This window comes from Castellaniella daejeonensis (genome assembly GCF_039523555.1).
Lineage (GTDB): Bacteria > Pseudomonadota > Gammaproteobacteria > Burkholderiales > Burkholderiaceae_B > Castellaniella > Castellaniella daejeonensis.
On record NZ_BAAAFN010000004.1, the window covers coordinates 50,486 to 68,186 of the forward strand.

Sequence of the window (17,701 nt, forward strand, 5' to 3'; positions counted from 1 at the left end):
GGGTGCGAAACCAATTAGGATAAACGGTTTCGCGCCATCCCAGGGAGTGTGCCTACATCCGGTTGCGATTTGACGGATGTGGTCAGTGCGTCTGTGCGCGGGTGCCGGATGCCTGCCCGGAAAGCGCAGCGTCCAGCGCCGCCAGGCGCGCGGGCGTGCCGACATCGACCCAGCGCCCCGCGTGGCGCTCGCCGCTCACGGCATGCGCTGCCATGGCCTGGCGCAGCAGCGGAGCGAGCGGTGCGGGGCGGTCTGCTTCCGTGGCGGCGAACAGGGCCGGATGATAAAGGCCGATGCCGGCGAAGGTGAGCGCGGGGGCCGGTGCGTGGGCCGCCCGGAGCGGCGCATCTTTGCTCGGGCCGTCGGATACCGGGCGCGGCGCGACGAACCCGTCGGCCTGCAGCATGAAATCGCCTTCGGGGTGGTGATCGGGGTTGTCCACCAGGACCAGATGGGCCAGTCGTCCGGCCGGCCAGCCGGCCGCGATCCGGATCGCCCGGGCAGGATCCCAGTCGCACCAGACATCGCCGTTCACGACCAGGAAGGGACGGTCCTGGAAGAAGGGCAGGGCGCGCGCGATGCCGCCCGCCGTTTCCAGGGCGGGGGATTCGGCGGAATAGCGCAGCCGTACGCCGTATGCCTGGCCGTCGCCCAGCGCGGCCTCGATGCGCTCGCCCAGCCAGGCGTGGTTCACCAGGATGTCGGTGATGCCCGCCCGTGCCAGGCGTTCCAGGTGCCAGGCGATCAGGGGGCGTCCGCCCACCGGCAGCAGGGGCTTGGGACAGGTGTCGGTCAGCGGGCGCATGCGTTCGCCGCGCCCGGCGGCCAGGATCATGGCGCGCATCAGAAAGAATATCCGTCGGCCTGCGGCACGCGCTCGGCCTGGTCCAGCAGGCGCAGCAGGGGGCGGAAGACGGCATAGCGGCCCGCCACCTGGCGCACGTAGGCCTGCACGCGCGGCATGTGGTCCAGGTAGTGGTGCTTGCCGTCCCGGTGCGAGAGGCGGGCAAAGACGCCCAGGATGCGCAGGTTGCGCTGCAGCCCCATCCATTCGTAGTCGACGTGGAAGCGGGCGAAGTCGTCCGGAACGGGCAGGCCCGCCGTCCGGGCGTATTCCCAGTAGCGGATGGCCCAGTCGAGCTGGCGTGCCTCGTCCCAGGTGGTGCGGGCATCCAGGGCCAGCGAGGCGATGTCGTAGCTGATCGGGCCGTCCAGGGCGTCCTGGAAGTCGATGATGCCGGGCGCCGGATCCAGCTCGTCCGGGCCGAGCATCAGGTTGGGCGAGTGGAAGTCGCGGTGCACGAGGACGCGCGGCTGGGCCGCCGCGCGCTGCGCCAGCAGGCGGAAGATGTCCGCCAGCGCCGCATCGGCGGCTGCATCGGGGGTGTATCCCAGGTGGGTGCGCAGGTACCACTCGGGAAAGACGGCCAGTTCTTCGAGCAGGCGGGGCTCGTCGTAGGGCGGCAGCCCGTCGGCGGGGCAACGCTGCAGCGCGACCAGGGCGCGCAGCGCGCCCCGGTAATGCCGCTGCAGGGCGGCCTCGTCCTGGTCCAGGCCATCGCGCAAGGCATCGTAGAAGGTGCGGTCGCCCAGGTCGGACAGCAGCAGGAAGCCCTGGTCGAGATCCTGGGCCAGGATGTCGGGAACGCGCAGTCCGCCCCGCGCCAGCAGGCCCGCGATGCGGACGAATGGCGTGCAATCCTCGTGGGGAGGAGGAGCGTCCATGGCAATCAGGGTGCCGCCGGCGGCCTGCAGGCGGAAGTAGCGGCGGAAGCTGGCGTCGCCGGAGACGGGGGCGAGGCTGTCCGGTGCCAGGCCCAGGCGGCCGGCGTGCTGGTCCAGCCAGCGGCGCAGCGCTTCCAGGCGGGAATCCGGAGTGGGGGTAGGGTTCATGCGCAGGATTCGGCGAAAACTCGGAGATGGGACGAAAGACGGATGGGACGGGACACGATGCGGCCCGGCTTCTTCTCTATAATACTGGGTCGCTGGTCGTCGCGGGTGGGCCGATCGGTCGTCTCTTTCAACCATTTCGGGGAACCGGGTCTTGGCGCATTGGATCGGTCGCATCATCTTCCTGGGCCTGTGCCTTTCGGCGCCGGCCCTTGCGGCGCAGCCCTCGCCGGATGCGGACGGTATGCGGATGGTCGGCAGCCTGCGGCTGCATCCCGGCCTGAAAGACGACGCCTTGCCGTCGTTCCTGATCGGCGACGACATCCAGCGCGACGCCGACGGGCGGGTGATCCTGCGCGGCGATGCCCAGGTCCGCCGGCTGGATTCCGTGATCAAGGGCGACCGCATCGATTACCTGCAGTCCACGGGCGAGGCCGATGTCCGCGGCAACGGCCTGGTGATTCGCGACGGCAATATCGTGCGCGGCCCGCATCTGCGCTACAACGTCGATACGCAAAAGGGCATGATCGAGCAGCCGCGCTTCTGGCTGGGCGGCTCGGCTGGCGTCGGCAAGGCCGACGAGGCGGAAATCCTGAGCCGCCAGCACATGCGCCTGAAGAACGTGCGCTACAGCGGCTGGACCGGCCCCGATCCGGCCTGGTACATCGATTCCAGCCGCGTCGACCTGTACCTGGACGAGAACGAGGGCGCGGCGCGCAACGGCGTGCTGTACTTCAAGGGCGCGCCCATCCTGTATTCGCCCTACCTGACGTTCCCGCTCGGCCGGGACCGCAAGTCCGGTTTCCTGCTGCCCACCTACGGCACGTCGAGCAATGGCGGGATCGAGATCACGACCCCGTACTACCTGAATCTGGCGCCGAACTACGATGCCACGCTGTCGCCGCGCTATCTCAGCAAGCGCGGCCTGCTGCTGGGCACGGAATTCCGGCACATGAGCTCCCTGTCGCATTCCGAGCTGTTCGGCACCTACATCATGCGCGACCGCCAGACCGGCGACAAGCGCTGGATGTATTCGGTGCAGCATACCCAGACGCTGGGCAAGGGATTCAGTGCCTACCTGGACGCGCGCAAGGTTTCGGACGACAACTACTTCCGCGATTTCTCGTCCTTCGGCCTGACGGACGCGGCCATCACCTACATGCCCAGCCAGGCGATGCTGTCCTGGGCCGACGGCCACTACCTGTCCGGCTACCTGCAGTTCTACCGCTACCAGACCCTGCAGGACAGCACCGGGTCCTTCCTGGCGCCGCCCTACGACATGCTGCCCAGGCTCAGCTTCACCGCGCAGCGCTACGGCTGGCATGGCCTGGACGTGGTCTCCACGAACACGGCCACGCGTTTCGTCGCGCCGATCTACCACGGCGACGCCTTCCCCGAGCAATCCGGCCAGCGCCTGATGCCCAACGGCACGCGGCTGACGTCCTACACTTCGATCGCGCGCCCCTTCGTGCTGCCCTGGGCCTACCTGACGCCCAAGGTCGGCCTGCACATGAGCCAGTACGAAACGGAATGGTTCGCGAGCACACCGGGCATGGAGCAATTCGCCGGCCGTCCCCGCAGCCAGTCGCGGATCCTGCCGATCGCCTCGGTCGATACCGGGCTGACGCTGGAGCGCGACGCGTCGCTGTTCGGCAATGCCGCCATCCAGACGCTCGAGCCGCGCCTGTACTACCTGTACGTGCCATATCGCGACCAGGACGACCTGCCCGTCTTCGACACGGGCCTGGCCACCTTCAACTACCAGCAGGCCTTCGATGAAAACATCTTCAGCGGCGGCTGGGACCGCATCGCCAACGCCAACCAGCTCACCGTCGGCCTGACGAGCCGCTGGCTGGACGCCGACACCGGCTTCGAGCGTCTTTCCCTGTCGCTCGCCCAGCGCTTCTATTTCGACAACCAGCGCGTGACGCTGTCCAGCGAAACGCCCCGCATCGATACCCAGTCGGACTACCTCGTCGGCGCCAAGGCGGCGCTCACCGACAAGTTCTCGGTGTATTTCGACGGCTTGTTCGACCACGAGACCCAGAAGCGCAACCGGCTCAGCAGCGGCGTGCGCTGGACCCCGAAACGCCTGGCGACGGTGTCGCTGTCCTATCGCTACGAGCGCGACGTCAACAGCTATGCCGACCCCTACGGGGTGCTGCCTTCGGGCACGGTCCCCACAACCCGCGAGCAGGTCAGCCTGAGCGCCCAGTGGCCGCTGTCCCGGCGCTGGTACGGAGTGGGGCGGTACGATTATTCACTGGCCGAAAAGCGCAACACGCAGTCCATCATGGGCCTGGAGTACCGGGGCGACGGCGGCTGGGCCGCGCGCGTGGTGATGCAGCGCTATGCGGTGTCGGCCCAGAAGACCAATACCGCGCTGTTCCTGCAGCTGGAACTCGTCGGCCTGGGTTCGCTCGGCACCGACCCCATGTCCCTGTTGACCGATCGCGTCATCGGCTACCAGCCCGTCACTCCCCATACGCCTGAAAAAACCGTTTTCGAGAGGTACGAATGATGTCTGGCTTGCGTCATCCCGCCCGCGCCCTGGCGCTGGCCATCGTGCTGGGCGCCTGGGTGTCCGCGCCCGCTCTGGCGGCCGGCAAGCAGGCGAACCGCCCGGCTCCCGCCCCGGCGGCACCGGCCCCCGCGGCCGAGCAGTTCGTGGACGGCATCGCCGCCATCGTCGACAAGGAAGTCATCACGCTCGCGCAGGTCGATGCCAAGGCGGCCCAGGTGCGCCGCCAGATGGAGCAGCAGCGCATCCCGGTGCCCGAGGCGCCCGTGCTGCGGCGCCAGGTGCTGCAGCAGATGATCAACGCCGCCCTCCAGGACCACGAGGCCAGGCGCGTCGGCATCCGCGTGTCCGACGCACAGGTCGACCATGCGGTGCAGACCATCGCCCAGCGCAACCGCATCTCGGTCGACCAGTTGCAAAAGGAAATCGCCAACAGCGGCATGAACTGGAACGATTACCGCGCCGAGCTGCGTTCGCAGATCCAGGACGACATCCTGCGCCAGCGCTTCGTCGAGGACCGCATCACGATCAGCGACAGCGACATCGATGCCTTCCTGTCCATGAACGCCGGCCAGCCGATGGCCGCGCCGCCCGCCGCCGTGCCCGCTCCGCAGGCGGAGCCCGAGCCGGCGCCGGCTCCCGCCGGCCCCGAGCTGGTCGAACTGGCGCAGATCCTGATCGAGGTGCCCGACTACGCGGCCAACAGCGTCGTCGAGGAAAAGCGCAAGCAGGCCGAGGCCATCCTGCGCAAGCTCAAGTCCGGCGCCGATTTCGCCGGTGTCGCGGCGGCCTCGTCGAACGGGCCCCAGGCACTGGAAGGCGGCAACATGGGCATCCGGCCGCTGCACGACTGGCCCGACCTGTTCGCGCGGGCCATCGAGAACACGCCCCCCGGCGGCATCAGCGGGATCGTGCAGAGCGGCCGCGGTTTCCACATTCTGAAGGTCCTGCGCCGGGGCTACGCCCAGCGTCCCGCGCCCAGGGCCGCCAGGCCCGATGCCGGCCAGAACGCGCAGGCACAGGCCGCCGCCGCGCCCCGCGCCCCGGCGCCCACGGGGCCCATGATGGTCACCCAGACCCACGCCCGCCACATCCTGATCAAGACGTCCAAGGTCGTGGACGACGACAAGGCCCGCGCCATCCTTGAAGGGCTGCGCAACCGCATCGAACACGGCGAATCCTTCGCCGAACTGGCCAAGCGCTATTCCGAGGACGCTTCCGCGCCCCAGGGGGGTGACCTGGGCTGGCTCAATCCCGGCGAGACCGTGCCGGCCTTCGAGCAGGCCATGAACGCCCTGCAGGACGGCCAGGTCAGCCAGCCCGTCAAGTCGCCGTTCGGCTGGCACCTCATCCAGGTCGAGGCTCGTCAGACCAAGAACATGGAGCAGGAGTTCCGCCGCATGCAGGCGCGCCGCGAGCTGATGCAGCGCCGCATCGGGCCGGCCTACGAAGACTGGCTCGACCAGCTGCGCAGCCAGGCCTATATCGACAACCGCCTGGAAAAGGCGGCGGCCGGCGGTCGCTGACATGGCGCACCGGAAAACCCCGGGCCATTCCCGGGGGGGCGGCGAGACGCAATCCCGGACGGGGGGTGCGCACCAGGCGCGCAAGCGCTTCGGCCAGCACTTCCTGGCCGACGAGTCGGTCGTGGACGCCATCGTGCGCGCCATCGACCCGCAGCCCGGCGATGCCATGGTCGAGATCGGTCCGGGCCTGTCGGCGCTGACGGCGCCCCTGCTGGACCGGCTGGATCGGCTGACCGTGGTCGAACTGGATCGTGACCTGGCCCGCGGGCTGCGCGACCGGTGGGGCGAGGACCGCCTGCGGGTGATCGAGGCCGATGCACTGACCGTGGATTTCGGCGAGCTGGCGGCAGCCGCAAGCGACGCGGAACCGGGCCAGGGTGGAACGGACGCCAGCCGGCTGCGCGTGGTGGGCAACCTGCCCTACAACATCTCCAGCCCGCTGCTGTTCCATCTGCTGCGCTGGGCCGGCCGGATCCACGACCAGCATTTCATGCTGCAGCGCGAAGTCATCGACCGCATGGTGGCCCGTCCCGGCGACAGCCAGTACGGGCGGCTGTCCGTCATGCTGCAGGCGCGCTACCGGATGACGCACCTGTTCGATGTGCCGCCCGAGGCCTTCGATCCGCCGCCCCGGGTGATGTCGGCCGTGGTGCGCATGCGCCCGCTGGCGCCCGATGCGCTGCGCCAGCCCCGCGATCCCCGGGTATTCGAGCGGCTGGTGGCCCGGGTGTTCGAACAGCGTCGCAAGATGATCCGCGGCAGCCTGGGCGCCTGGGCCGAATGGCTGGACTGGGATGCACTGGGGGTGGCGCCGACCGCGCGGCCCCAGGAACTGACCGTGGCGCAGTTCATGGACATGGCCGATGCCCTGTCGGACGCCGGGGTGATGCCGACCGCCTGAGCGTGCCGGTTTTCCGGGAGATCAGTCTTCGCGGCCCTTGCGCTGGATCAGTTCGATCTTGTAGCCGTCGGGGTCTTCGATGAAAGCGATCACGGTGGTGCCGTGCTTCATGGGGCCGGCCTCGCGCACGACCAGGCCGCCGCGCGATTTGATGGTGGCGCAGGTGTCGTAGATGTCTTCGACCTCGATGGCGATGTGGCCGTAACCGGTGCCGATTTCATAGCGGTCGGTGTCCCAGTTGTGGGTGAGTTCGATGACGGCGCCCTCGGACTCGTCCTGGTAGCCGACGAAAGCCAGGGTGAAGCGGCCTTCGGGGTAGTCCTTGCGGCGCAGCAGCCGCATGCCCAGGGTCTCCGTGTAGAACATCAGGGAACGGTCCAGGTTGCCGACGCGCAGCATGGTATGCAGCAGACGCATGATGGGATTCTCCGGTGGTGCGTTGATCACGTCATCATACGCATTTTTCACCCCCTGGGCCGCCTGCGCGCCCCGGGATCAGATCAGGGGCAGGGTGTCCGGAGGCTGGCGGCGCAGCGTGTCGCGCGCCGCCCGGAAATCGGGGCACAGGCGTTCGACCTCGCGCCAGAAGGCGGGGCCGTGGTTCATTTCCTTCAGGTGGGCGACTTCGTGGGCGATCACGTAGTCGATCAGGGCCGGGGCAAAGTGGATCAGGCGCCAGTTCAGGCGGATGCGCCCCTGGCTGGTGCACGAGCCCCAGCGGCCCTGGGCCGAAGACAGGCCCCAGCCGGCGATGGAGCGGCCCGCCCGCTCCAGGCAGCGGTTCAGGCGCACGCCGAAATCGATCCGCGCGCGCTCCTGCAGCCAGGCCTGGGCGCGTTCCTGGATGCGGCTTGCGTCGGCAGCGTCCGGCAGGGGCAGGAACAGGCGGTCGCCTGCGGCGGGGCTGTCCGGATCGCCTTCGTAGCGGACCGGCCGCGCGCCGTCCAGTCGCAGCTCGATGGCGACGCCCAGGTAGGGGATGCGGCCTCCCGGCCGCCACTGGCCGGCCTGCAGGGCCAGCTGTTCCAGCCGCCGGTCGCGGTCCTGGAGTTTTTCGCGAATCCAGTCCGCCTTGTGGCGGATCGCGTCCTCGATCTGCGCGCGCGTGGCCCAGGCGGGGGCCTGGATCGCCACGCCCGTATCTCGGACGTGCAGCCCGATGGTCTTGCGGCGCGCCCGGCGCAGGACGTAGCCCAGCGTCCAGCCGTCCAGTGGCAGGGTCAGCCAGCGTCCGCCCGGCGGCAGTGTGGGCGGCGGCGAAGGCTGGGGCGCGGATGGCCGGTGCGGGGCGGGCGCCTCGGCCCGGGAGGCGGGCGGCTCCCGGGCCGGGCTGGCCGCGGGCGGGGCAGGCTGGCCGGGGCCGCGGCCGTGGGTTGCGCCGGGCATGGCGGCCGGTTCGGCGGCCGGCCAGTCGCCGGCGCCGAACAGGTCGAGCTGCCGGACGTCAGCGGGTTTCATAGCGCTCGGGATTGAGGCGGCGCATTTCGGCCTCGATCCATTCGCGCACGGCGTCGTTCAGGGTGGCCGGGGTGTGCCCGGCCGGATCGATGGCGGGGCCGAAGGACACGGTCACCAATCCGGGCGTCTTCAGGAAGGCGTTGCGCGGCCAGCATTCACCGGCATTGTGGGCGACCGGGATCACCGGCGTGCCGGTGCGGCAGGCCAGCAGCGCCCCGCCTTGCTTGTAGCGGCCAGTCTGGCCGGGTGCCACCCGGGTGCCTTCCGGGAACAGCACGGGCCAGCGGCCTTCTTTGAGGCGCCGGCTGCCGATCTTCACCACCTGGTCGAAGGATTCCCTGCCCTTGGTGCGGTCGATGGGGATCATGCTGAGCAGCGCCAGGCTCCAGCCGAAGAAGGGCACGTAGTGCAGTTCCTTCTTGTAGACGAAGACGACGTCGCGCGGCAGCTTGACCGCGAAATACAGGGTTTCCCAGGCGGACTGGTGCTTGGACAGGATGATGGCCGGCCCTTCGGCGGGCAGGTGCTCCAGGCCGCGCGCCTGGTAGCGCATGCCGAGGATCCAGCGGGCTCCCCACAGCGCCATGCGCGGCCAGCCCAGGGTAAGGCGATAGCGCCACGACAGGGGCAGGGGCGCCCACAGCACGCAGCACAGGGCGTAGGGGATGACCGTCACGACCAGGAAGGCCATGTAGAGCGCGGAGCGAAGGTGGATCATGGGGTGGTCTTCAGCAGGGTGTCGGCCACGGCGGCCAGGTCGTCCCGGACCTGGGTGCCGGCGGGAAGCTCGCCGCTGGTACCCGAGGTTTCCCAGGTCTTGCGGCCCTTGCCGGTCAGGACCAGCCAGGGGGCGCAATGCGCGGCGGCCGCGGCGTGCAGGTCGCGCAGGCTGTCGCCCACCAGGGGGACGCCGTCCAGGCGCACATCCAGGCGCTGGGCGATGTCGTGCAGCATGCCGGGCAGGGGCTTGCGGCAGGCGCAGCCGTCGTCCGGACCGTGGGGGCAGCAGAAGATGGCATCGATGCGTCCGCCCGCGTCGGCCACCACCTGGCGCATCCGGGCGTGGATCGCGCCCAGGGTTTCCATGGTGAACAGGCCGCGGGCGATGCCGGACTGGTTGGTGGCCACCACCACGCGCCAGCCGGCCTGGCTGAGCCGGCCGATGGCCTCCGGGCTACCGGGGATCGGCACCCATTCGTCCGGCGACTTGATGAACGCGTCGCTGTCGTGGTTGATGACCCCGTCGCGGTCCAGGATGATGAGTTTCACCGGGCGAGCCTCGACAGGTCGGCCACCTGGTTCATCAGTCCGTGCAGGGACCGCAGCAGAGCCAGGCGGTTGGCTCGCACGCGGGCATCTTCGGCCATGACCATGACGTCGGTGAAGAAGGCATCCACGGCGGTGCGGGCCTGGGCCAGGGTGGCCAGGCTGGCGGTGAAGTCGCCGGCCTTCAGCTGGGCGGTGGCCTGGGGTTCCAGGCGGGCGATGGTGTCGGCCAGCTGGCGTTCGGCAGGCTCGGTCAGCAGCGCCGGATCGAAGCCGGGCTGGGTGTCGTCGGCCTTTTTCAGCAGATTGCTCACGCGCTTGTTGGCGGCGGCCAGGGATTCGGCCTCGGGCAGCGTGGCAAACCGTTCGCAGGCCTGGACGCGCGCCGCGACCTGGTGCAGCGGGGGGCGCAGGGCCAGCACCGCGTCGATGGCCGAGCGGTCGGAGCCCGCGGCCAGCTGATTGCGGTAGCGCTCGTAGACGAATTCCAGCACGGCGTCGACCGTGTCTTTGGCGAGCTGGCCGGGGGCGAATCCGTCGGCCGCCTGCTCCAGCAGGGCGGCGAGCCGGGCAGGGGTGTCCTGGCTGGGCTGCAGGCGGCCGCCAGCGGTGAGCTGCTCGTAGGCGCTGATCAGGCCCAGGGCCGCGCGGCGCAGGCCGTAGGGGTCGCGTTCGCCGGTGGGCGCCAGGCCGATGCCCCAGATGCCGACCAGGGTCTCGGCGCGTTCCGCCATGAACAGGACGGCGGCCGTGAGCGTGTCGTCCGTCACGGGTTCGTCCAGGCGGATGCGGTACTGGTCGCGCAGGGCACGCACTACGTCGGCGGGCTCGCCGTCGTGCGCCGCGTAGTAGGCCCCCATGATGCCTTGCAGTTCGGGGAACTCGCCCACCATCTGGGTGCCCAGGTCGGCGTGGGCCAGCATGGCGGCGCGGGCGGCCGCCAGGGGGTCGCCGCCCAGCAGCGGCGCCAGCCAGCGGGCCAGCTTGCGCACGCGCTCGGTGCGCTGCAACTGGGTGCCCAGCTTGTTGTGGTAGACACTGTTGGCAAGGTCGGCCACGCGGTCGATCAGCGGCGTCTTCAGGTCTGTCTGGTAGAAGAATTGCGCGTCGGCCAGACGCGGACGCACCACGCGCTGGTTGCCCTGGATGATGTGGGTCGGATCGGCAGGCTGCATGTTGCTGACGATCAGGAAGCGGTGGGTCAGTGCGCCCGTGGCCGGATCGAACAGGGGAAAGTACTTCTGGTTCAGGCGCATCGTGAGGATCAGGCATTCCGGCGGCACGGCCAGGAAGGCTTCCTCGAAGGCGCCGACGTAGACCGTCGGGTATTCGACCAGGGCGGCGACTTCGTCGAGCAGGGCTTCGACTTCGGGGCCCTGGCCGATGGTGGCGCCCACCGAGGCCGATGATTCGGCCAGTTGGCGGGCGATGAGCGCGCGCCGTTCCGCAAAGGACGGCACCACGCGGCCTTCGGAAGCCAGGCGGTCGGCCCAGGTTTCGGCCGATTCAATGCTCAGCGGGCCGGTTTCCAGGAAACGGTGGCCCAGGGTGATCCGGCCGGCCTCCAGGCCGAGCGCATGCACGGGGACGACGTCCGTGCCCCACAGGGCCAGCAGGCGCTGGGCCGGACGCACGAATTTCACGCTGGTGCGGCCGTCGGCCAGCTGGTATTGCATGACCTTGGGAATGGGCAGGTGGCTGGCGGCGTAGTCTAGGGCCTGCTGCAGGCCGTCGGCCAGTTTCGCACCGGGGGCGGTGCCTTCGGCGTACAGCACGTCCTGCTTGCCGTCATGCCGGCGGGCCAGGTCGTTTGCGCCCAGGTGTCCCAGGCCCTTGGCCTGGAGCTTTTTCAGCAGCGCGGGCGTGGGCGCGCCCGCGGCATCCAGGCCGATGGACGCGGGCATGAGTTTTTCGGCGTAGGCCTGGTCGGGGGCCTGACCCAGCACGGCATCGAGCCGGACGGCCAGCCGCCGGGGGGTGGCATAGGCGGTGCAGGCATCGGGGTCGGCCAGCAGGCCGGCTTCGTCGAGCTTCTTCCGGATGCCTTCTGCAAAGGCCCGGCCCAGGGCATCCAGCGCCTTGGGCGGGAGTTCTTCGGTGACCAGCTCGACGACCAGGGCACGTGCGTTCGGATGAGTGCTCATGATCACGCGACCTCCCGCAGCATGGGGAAGCCCAGACGTTCGCGCGCATCGTAGTAGGCCTGCGCCACGGCGCGGGACAGGGTGCGGATGCGGCCGATGTAGGTGGCGCGCTCGGTGACGCTGATGGCGCCGCGCGCATCCAGCAGGTTGAAGGTGTGGGCGGCCTTGAGCGTGGTCTCGTAGGCGGGCAGGGCGAGCGGGACTTCGATCAGGCGCTTGGCCTCGGCCTCGTAGTCGTTGAAGTGGGCAAACAGCATGGCGGTGGAGGCGATTTCGAAATTGTAGGTGGACTGCTCGACCTCGTTCTGGTGGAACACGTCGCGGTAGTACACGGGGGTGCCGTCCGGTCCGCGGGTCCAGACCAGGTCGTAGACCGATTCCACGCCCTGCAGGTACATGGCCAGGCGTTCCAGGCCGTAGGTGATTTCGCCCATGGTCGGGTTGCAGTCCAGACCGCCGACCTGCTGGAAATAGGTGAACTGGGTGACTTCCATGCCGTTGAGCCAGACTTCCCACCCCAGCCCCCAGGCGCCCAGCGTGGGGTTTTCCCAATCATCTTCGACGAAGCGGATGTCGTGCTGCTGCGGGTCGATGCCCAGCGCGCGCAGGGATCCGATGTACAGGTCCAGGATGTCGAGCGGCGCCGGCTTGAGCACGACCTGGAACTGGTAGTAGTGCTGCAGCCGGTTGGGGTTCTCGCCGTAGCGCCCGTCCTTGGGGCGGCGCGAGGGCTGGACGTAGGCCGCGCGCCAGGGTTCCGGGCCGATGGCGCGCAGGAACGTGGCGGTGTGCGAGGTGCCGGCCCCGACTTCCATGTCGTAGGGCTGCAGCAGGGCACACCCCTGGCGATCCCAATATTGCTGGAGCGATAAAATCAGTTGTTGGAATGTGAGCATGGCGTGGCGGGCCAGGCCCGCGAAGGTTGTGTCGTCCGATGAACGCGGCCAGGGGCCGCGTCCGGAACGGCCATTTTATCCACTTCTCTTTTTTCGGAGAAAACATGAGCGATTGCCTCGACGTGCAGCGACTGGATGGCGTGCTGGTCATGCAGCTCAACCGGCCCCAGGCGCGCAATGCGATCAACCTGGAAACCGCTCAGGCCCTGGCGGCGGCCCTGGATGCGCTGGACAGCGATCCGGACCTGCACCTGGGCGTGCTGACCGGGTCGGGAGGAAACTTCTGCTCCGGGATGGACCTGAAGGCCTTTGCCGCGACCGGCCAGCGCCCGTACGTGGGCAAGCGCGGTTTCGCCGGGCTGTGCGAGCAGCCGCCCGCCAAGCCGTTGATCGCTGCCGTCGAAGGCTATGCACTGGCCGGCGGCTGCGAGCTGGTCCTGGCGTGCGACCTGGTCGTGGCGGCGCGCGACGCCCGCTTCGGCCTGCCCGAAGTCCGTCGCGGCCTGGTGCCGGGCTCGGGCGGCATGCTGCGCCTGCCCGCGCGCATTCCCTACCATGTCGCCATGGAAGCCGTGCTCACGGGCGAGGCCTTGGGCGCCGAGCGCCTGTACCAGCTGGGCCTGGTGAACCGCCTGGCCGAACCCGGCGCGGCGCTGGACGAGGCCCTGGCCATGGCGCGCACCATCGCGGCCAACGGCCCGCTGGCGGTGCGCACGGCCAAGTCCGTCATCGCGCAATCGCGCAACTGGCGCCCGGACGAAATGTTCGACCGCCAGCGCCCCCTGATCGCCCACATCTTCACCTCCGAGGACGCCCGCGAGGGCGCGACCGCGTTCGCCGAGAAACGTCCTCCGGTCTGGAAGGGGCGGTGAAGCCCGGGGACGGCCGGTTTCGTTTGCCGATATCATGCGGATGAGCAACGAACTTGAACGGAAGGGGTATTTCCATGCGTGACACATCGATGCGTTCGGCGCTGTTCGTCCCGGCCAGCAGGCCGGAACGCATACCCAAGGCAGTCGCCAGCGGCGCGGACGCCGTGATCGTCGACCTGGAGGACTCCGTCGCGCCCGAGGCCAAGCCCGAGGCGCGCGAAGCGCTGGCGCGCCATGCCGCCGGACACCCCGGGGATCGCCTGTGGGTGCGCATCAACGACGGCACCACGCCCTGGTTCGAGGACGACCTGGCCCTGTGCCGGTCGCTGCCTTCGATCGTCGGCATCGTCCTGCCCAAGGCGCAGGCGCCCGAGCACGTCTACAGCGTGTCCGGCGCGGGCAAGCCCCTGATCCCGGTGATCGAATCCGCCGCCGGGCTCCGGGCGCTGGACGCCATCGCCGAGGCCCATGGGGTGGCGCGGCTGTCCTTCGGCATCCTCGACCTGATGGTGGAGTTCGGCACCCGGCCGGGCACCGAGGCCGCCCGCTTCATGCTGGACCAGACCCGCTTCCGGATCCTCGCGGCCAGCCGCATGCACGGGCTGTGCGCGCCCCTGGACTGCGTGCACCCGGACTTCACCGACCTGGACGCCCTCGAACGGTCGGCCGTGTTCGCGCGTGACATGGGTTTCGGCGGGATGCTGTGCATCCATCCGGTCCAGGTGCCGGTGGTGCACCGCGTCTATCGGCCGCTGCCCGAGGAAATCGACTGGGCGCGGCGGGTGGTGGACCATGCCGATTCCACCGGCGAATACACCTTCCGCCTGGACGGCCGCATGATCGACCTGCCCCTCATCGAACGGGCCCGCCGCGTTCTGGAACAATCCGCATGAAGGCCTATCTGGATCTGGTCCGCTCGATCTTCGAGCAGGGCGCCTGGCAAGACAACCGCACCGGCGTGCGCACCCTGAGCCTGCCGGGGGCCTGCCTGCGGTTCGACCTGCGCCAGGGCTTTCCCGCCGTGACGACCAAGCGACTGGCCTTCAAGTCGGCCATGGGCGAGCTGGTCGGTTTCCTCCGGGCCGCCGACAGCGCCGCGGATTTCCGCGCGTTGGGCTGCCGGGTCTGGGACCAGAACGCCAACGAGAACCGCGCCTGGCTCGACAGTCCCTGGCGCGACGGCCCCGACGACCTGGGGCCGGTGTACGGCGTGCAATGGCGCCAATGGCCGGCCTACAAGCTGCTGCCGGCCGGCGCGGCCGATCGCATCGAGGCCGCGCAAGGGCAGGGCTACCGCCTGATCGGCCCGGTCATGGACCAGGGGCAGCCGCACGTGCTGCTCTACAAGGCTGTGGACCAGCTGCGCGCCTGCCTGGATACGCTGATCCGCGATCCCGGCAGCAGGCGCATCCTGTTCCATGGCTGGAACTGGGCGCAGCTCGAGGAAATGGCCCTGCCACCCTGCCATCTGCTGTATCAGTTCCTGGCGAACCCGACCACCCGCGAACTGTCGCTGTGCCTGTACATCCGCAGCAACGACGTGGGGCTGGGCACGCCGTTCAACCTGGCCGAAGGCGCTGCCCTGACGCACCTGGTGGCGCGCCTGACGGGCTACGAGCCGCGCTGGTTCACGTATTTCATCGGCGATGCGCACATCTACGAAACGCACGTGGACATGCTGCGCGAGCAGCTGCGCCGCGATCCGCTGCCGGCGCCGCGCCTGCGCCTTGCGGACCGCATTCCCGCGTACGCGGAAACCGGCCGCTACGAGCCGGAATGGCTGGAGCGCCTGGAGCCGGGCGATTTTTCCCTGGAAGACTACCGTCACCATCCGCCGCTGACGGCACCGATGGCGGTGTAGGGCCCCGGCCCCGCGCGGTGGCGGCCGGGAATCCTGGCGGTGGGCGGCCGTCAGGCCGCGACGATCTCGATCGAGTGCGTGATTTCGGCCGTCTTTTCCAGCATGGCGATGGCCGAGCAATACTTCGTGTGCGACAGTTCCACCGCGCGTTCCACGGCGGTGGCCGGCAGGTCGCGTCCCGTGACCTTGAACGCATAGTGGATCTTGGTGAAGACCTTGGGTTCGGTATCGGCCCGCTCGGCCGTCAGGGCGACCTGGCAGCCCGTCACGGCATGACGGCCGCGTTTCAGGATCAGCACCACATCGTAGGCGGCACAGCCGCCGGCACCGGTCAGCACGGTTTCCATCGGGCGGGGGGCCAGGTTGCGGCCGCCTCCGTCGGGGGCGCCGTCCATGGCCAGGACGTGCCCGCTGCCAGTGCGGGAAATGAACAGCATGCCCTCGGGGCCTTGCCAGTCGATGGTGCATTCCATGGTGAGTCTTGTTCCTGTGGATGGCCTGGAAAATCCGCTGCCCCGGGAGGGGCGTGCGGCAGCGGGGGCGGGCGTCATGCCCGTATTCGAATTAGGGTAATTCAGGCTTGCAAATGGCGCTCAGATTTATCATAGATCAATTCTATGCCTACAATAGCAGGTTGCCGGGGCCCGATTTCCGGGCCCCGCGCCTCTCTTGTCTTTCATCGGAAGCGCCGTGGATACCGTCACCGTATTACTCCTGACCTTCATATTATCCGTCACCGGGCTGGGTGTCTTCATCTGGTCCCTGCGGCGGAACATGTTCGACGAAAATCCCGAGGCCGCCGGGGTGATCTTCTCCACCGGCGAGATCGGCCACGTCGAGGATCCGTCCGCCACCCCGGAACAACGCGCCGGCCTGCAGAAGGTCGTCACCGATGGCGGCAAGGCCGTCGTCGATCCGTCGCTCGCGGGCGAGCTGAAGCAGGAACTCGCCACGCGCCTGGAAGCCGATCAGTCGACCGCCTACGTCACCTTCACCTTCCTGTGCTGTGCCATCGTCTGGCTGGTGCTGGCCTCGGCCTTCGGCCTGATCAGCTCGATCAAGCTGCACAATCCCGAATTCCTGACGGAATACGCCTGGCTGACTTTCGGCCGCACGCGCACGCTGCACCTGAACATGGTGGCCTACGGCTGGTGTCCGATGGCGGCCTTCGGCGTGGCCATCTGGATGCTGCCGCGCCTGCTGAAGACCCGCCTGTACGGCGGGCGCTTCGCCCTGCTGGGCTGCATGCTGTGGAATGCCGGCCTGATCGCCGGCCTGGGCAGCATCGCCGTGGGCATCAACGACGGCCTGGAATGGCTGGAAATCCCCTGGCAGATCAGCATCCTGCTGGTGCTGGGCGGCGCCCTGATCGCGCTGCCGCTGGTGTTCACGCTGCGCAACCGCAAGGTCGAGCATCTGTACGTGTCGATCTGGTACATGGGCGCGGCGCTGTTCTGGTTCCCGGTGCTGTATCTGGTGGGCAAGATGCCCGGCGTGCATTTCGGCGTCGAGCAGGCCACCATGAACTGGTGGTTCGGCCATAACGTGCTGGGCCTGTACTACACCCCGATCGCCCTGGCGTCGGTGTACTACTTCCTGCCCAAGATCATCGGCCGGCCGATCCAGTCCTACAACCTGTCGCTGATCGGCTTCTGGGCGCTGGCCTTCTTCTACGGCCAGGTCGGCGGCCACCACCTGGTCGGCGGCCCGGTGCCGCACTGGCTGATCACGCTGTCGATCGTCCAGTCCATGATGATGATCATCCCCGTGATGGCCTTCTCGGTGAACCAGCACCTGACGATGCGCGGCCACTTCAAGACCATGTACTACTCGCCCACGCTGCGCTTCATCGTGCTGGGCGCCATGATGTACACCGTCAGCTCCATCGAGGGCTCCTTCGAAGCCCTGCGCAGCGTCAGCACGGTGGCGCACTTCACCCACTTCACCGTGGCCCACGCCCACCTGGGGCTGTATGCCTTCTTCTCGATCGTGATGTTCGGCGCCATCTATTTCGTGATGCCGCGCGTCATGTCCTGGGAATGGCCGCACCCGAAGCTCATCATCGTCCATTTCTGGCTGGTGGCCCTGGGCATCGGCATCTACGTCGTCAGCCTGTCCATCGGCGGCTGGCTGCAGGGCCTGGCGATGCTGGATGCGACCAAGCCCTTCATGGAATCCGTGCGCGTCACGATGCCCTACCTGGAAGGCCGTACGCTGGGCGGCGCCATGATGACCCTGGGCCATCTGGTGTTCGCCGCGCACTTCGTGCTGATGGCCCTGCGCTACGGCACGCGCCGCGTGGGTCCCGCCCTGTTGCACAACCGTAACTCTATGCCTGAGCGTCAGGCGATTGCAGGTGCCTGATC

General features: G+C 68.7%; 16 protein-coding genes. 7 read left to right on the plus strand and 9 right to left on the minus strand.

The window, feature by feature from the left end; all coding sequences use genetic code 11:
• Positions 1-82: 82 nt before the first annotated feature.
• Both murU and ABD022_RS00485 read right to left on the minus strand, forming a co-directional pair.
• Positions 83-844 (minus strand): N-acetylmuramate alpha-1-phosphate uridylyltransferase MurU, encoded by a 762-nt coding sequence (gene murU / locus ABD022_RS00480; protein ID WP_325125653.1) that lies wholly within the window; start codon positions 842-844, stop codon positions 83-85.
• Positions 844-1,893 (minus strand): aminoglycoside phosphotransferase family protein, encoded by a 1,050-nt coding sequence (locus ABD022_RS00485; RefSeq protein WP_343819518.1) that lies wholly within the window; start codon positions 1,891-1,893, stop codon positions 844-846. The genes murU and ABD022_RS00485 overlap by 1 nt, the downstream gene beginning before the upstream one ends.
• A gap of 151 nt (positions 1,894-2,044) precedes the next feature.
• On the opposite strand from ABD022_RS00485, the gene ABD022_RS00490 reads away from it, so the two are divergent.
• Genes ABD022_RS00490 through rsmA form a run of 3 tightly spaced genes read left to right on the plus strand, consistent with a single transcriptional unit; the run spans position 2,045 to position 6,838 of the window.
• A complete protein-coding gene (locus ABD022_RS00490; protein ID WP_325125649.1) occupies positions 2,045-4,411 on the plus strand; it encodes an LPS-assembly protein LptD in 2,367 nt (788 codons plus the stop codon).
• The gene (locus ABD022_RS00495) at positions 4,408-5,937 is read left to right on the plus strand and encodes a peptidylprolyl isomerase (protein ID WP_343819520.1); all 1,530 of its coding nucleotides are present in this window, start codon (positions 4,408-4,410) and stop codon (positions 5,935-5,937) included. The genes ABD022_RS00490 and ABD022_RS00495 overlap by 4 nt, the downstream gene beginning before the upstream one ends.
• Position 5,938: 1 nt before the next feature.
• Positions 5,939-6,838: a 16S rRNA (adenine(1518)-N(6)/adenine(1519)-N(6))-dimethyltransferase RsmA gene (gene rsmA / locus ABD022_RS00500; protein WP_343819522.1), complete on the plus strand. Its 900-nt coding sequence runs from the start codon at positions 5,939-5,941 to the stop codon at positions 6,836-6,838.
• A 21-nt stretch (positions 6,839-6,859) separates the two neighbouring features.
• Here the strand turns inward: rsmA and gloA are convergent, their stop codons facing one another.
• From gloA to glyQ, 6 genes are all read right to left on the minus strand, one after another.
• On the minus strand, positions 6,860-7,255 hold the full coding sequence (gene gloA / locus ABD022_RS00505; RefSeq protein ID WP_325125644.1) for a lactoylglutathione lyase: 396 nt from the start codon (positions 7,253-7,255) through the stop codon (positions 6,860-6,862).
• Positions 7,256-7,333: 78 nt separating this feature from the next.
• Positions 7,334-8,224 carry a M48 family metallopeptidase gene (locus tag ABD022_RS00510; protein ID WP_425545190.1) on the minus strand — a complete coding sequence of 297 codons (891 nt, stop codon included), beginning with the start codon at positions 8,222-8,224 and terminating at the stop codon, positions 7,334-7,336.
• 58 nt (positions 8,225-8,282) lie between these two features.
• Entirely contained in the window at positions 8,283-9,014 is a 732-nt protein-coding gene (locus ABD022_RS00515; protein ID WP_325125640.1) for a lysophospholipid acyltransferase family protein, read from the minus strand.
• Complete coding sequence (gmhB, locus tag ABD022_RS00520; RefSeq protein WP_325125637.1) at positions 9,011-9,565, minus strand: D-glycero-beta-D-manno-heptose 1,7-bisphosphate 7-phosphatase; 555 nt, start codon at positions 9,563-9,565, stop codon at positions 9,011-9,013. Before gmhB ends, ABD022_RS00515 begins: the two co-directional genes overlap by 4 nt.
• Positions 9,562-11,706 (minus strand): glycine--tRNA ligase subunit beta, encoded by a 2,145-nt coding sequence (gene glyS / locus ABD022_RS00525; protein ID WP_325125635.1) that lies wholly within the window; start codon positions 11,704-11,706, stop codon positions 9,562-9,564. Before glyS ends, gmhB begins: the two co-directional genes overlap by 4 nt.
• Before the next feature lie 2 nt (positions 11,707-11,708).
• Complete coding sequence (gene glyQ / locus ABD022_RS00530; RefSeq protein WP_325125633.1) at positions 11,709-12,602, minus strand: glycine--tRNA ligase subunit alpha; 894 nt, start codon at positions 12,600-12,602, stop codon at positions 11,709-11,711.
• A gap of 104 nt (positions 12,603-12,706) precedes the next feature.
• On the opposite strand from glyQ, the gene ABD022_RS00535 reads away from it, so the two are divergent.
• The 3 genes from ABD022_RS00535 to ABD022_RS00545 all read left to right on the plus strand — a co-directional run bounded on the left by ABD022_RS00535 (position 12,707) and on the right by ABD022_RS00545 (position 15,335).
• The gene (locus tag ABD022_RS00535) at positions 12,707-13,474 is read left to right on the plus strand and encodes a crotonase/enoyl-CoA hydratase family protein (RefSeq protein ID WP_325125631.1); all 768 of its coding nucleotides are present in this window, start codon (positions 12,707-12,709) and stop codon (positions 13,472-13,474) included.
• A 74-nt stretch (positions 13,475-13,548) separates the two neighbouring features.
• The gene (locus tag ABD022_RS00540) at positions 13,549-14,367 is read left to right on the plus strand and encodes an HpcH/HpaI aldolase/citrate lyase family protein (protein WP_325125629.1); all 819 of its coding nucleotides are present in this window, start codon (positions 13,549-13,551) and stop codon (positions 14,365-14,367) included.
• Entirely contained in the window at positions 14,364-15,335 is a 972-nt protein-coding gene (locus ABD022_RS00545; protein ID WP_325125627.1) for a thymidylate synthase, read from the plus strand. The genes ABD022_RS00540 and ABD022_RS00545 overlap by 4 nt, the downstream gene beginning before the upstream one ends.
• 50 nt (positions 15,336-15,385) lie before the next feature.
• Here the strand turns inward: ABD022_RS00545 and ABD022_RS00550 are convergent, their stop codons facing one another.
• Positions 15,386-15,808, minus strand: a complete 423-nt coding sequence (locus ABD022_RS00550) for an OsmC family protein (protein WP_325125625.1) — start codon at positions 15,806-15,808, stop codon at positions 15,386-15,388.
• Positions 15,809-16,025: 217 nt separating this feature from the next.
• Between ABD022_RS00550 and ABD022_RS00555 the strand changes: the two genes are divergently transcribed.
• A complete protein-coding gene (locus tag ABD022_RS00555) occupies positions 16,026-17,699 on the plus strand; it encodes a cbb3-type cytochrome c oxidase subunit I (protein ID WP_325125623.1) in 1,674 nt (557 codons plus the stop codon).
• Positions 17,700-17,701: the final 2 nt, after the last annotated feature.

Coding starts and splice junctions, on each gene's coding strand:
- murU (WP_325125653.1), bottom strand. CDS start 844: ATGCGCGCCATGATCCTGGCCGCCGGGCGCGGCGAACGCATGCGCCCG.
- ABD022_RS00485 (WP_343819518.1), bottom strand. CDS start 1,893: ATGAACCCTACCCCCACTCCGGATTCCCGCCTGGAAGCGCTGCGCCGC.
- ABD022_RS00495 (WP_343819520.1), top strand. CDS start 4,408: ATGATGTCTGGCTTGCGTCATCCCGCCCGCGCCCTGGCGCTGGCCATC.
- rsmA (WP_343819522.1), top strand. CDS start 5,939: ATGGCGCACCGGAAAACCCCGGGCCATTCCCGGGGGGGCGGCGAGACG.
- gloA (WP_325125644.1), bottom strand. CDS start 7,255: ATGCGTCTGCTGCATACCATGCTGCGCGTCGGCAACCTGGACCGTTCC.
- ABD022_RS00510 (WP_425545190.1), bottom strand. CDS start 8,224: ATGCCCGGCGCAACCCACGGCCGCGGCCCCGGCCAGCCTGCCCCGCCC.
- ABD022_RS00515 (WP_325125640.1), bottom strand. CDS start 9,014: ATGATCCACCTTCGCTCCGCGCTCTACATGGCCTTCCTGGTCGTGACG.
- glyS (WP_325125635.1), bottom strand. CDS start 11,706: ATGAGCACTCATCCGAACGCACGTGCCCTGGTCGTCGAGCTGGTCACC.
- glyQ (WP_325125633.1), bottom strand. CDS start 12,602: ATGCTCACATTCCAACAACTGATTTTATCGCTCCAGCAATATTGGGAT.
- ABD022_RS00535 (WP_325125631.1), top strand. CDS start 12,707: ATGAGCGATTGCCTCGACGTGCAGCGACTGGATGGCGTGCTGGTCATG.
- ABD022_RS00540 (WP_325125629.1), top strand. CDS start 13,549: ATGCGTGACACATCGATGCGTTCGGCGCTGTTCGTCCCGGCCAGCAGG.
- ABD022_RS00545 (WP_325125627.1), top strand. CDS start 14,364: ATGAAGGCCTATCTGGATCTGGTCCGCTCGATCTTCGAGCAGGGCGCC.
- ABD022_RS00550 (WP_325125625.1), bottom strand. CDS start 15,808: ATGGAATGCACCATCGACTGGCAAGGCCCCGAGGGCATGCTGTTCATT.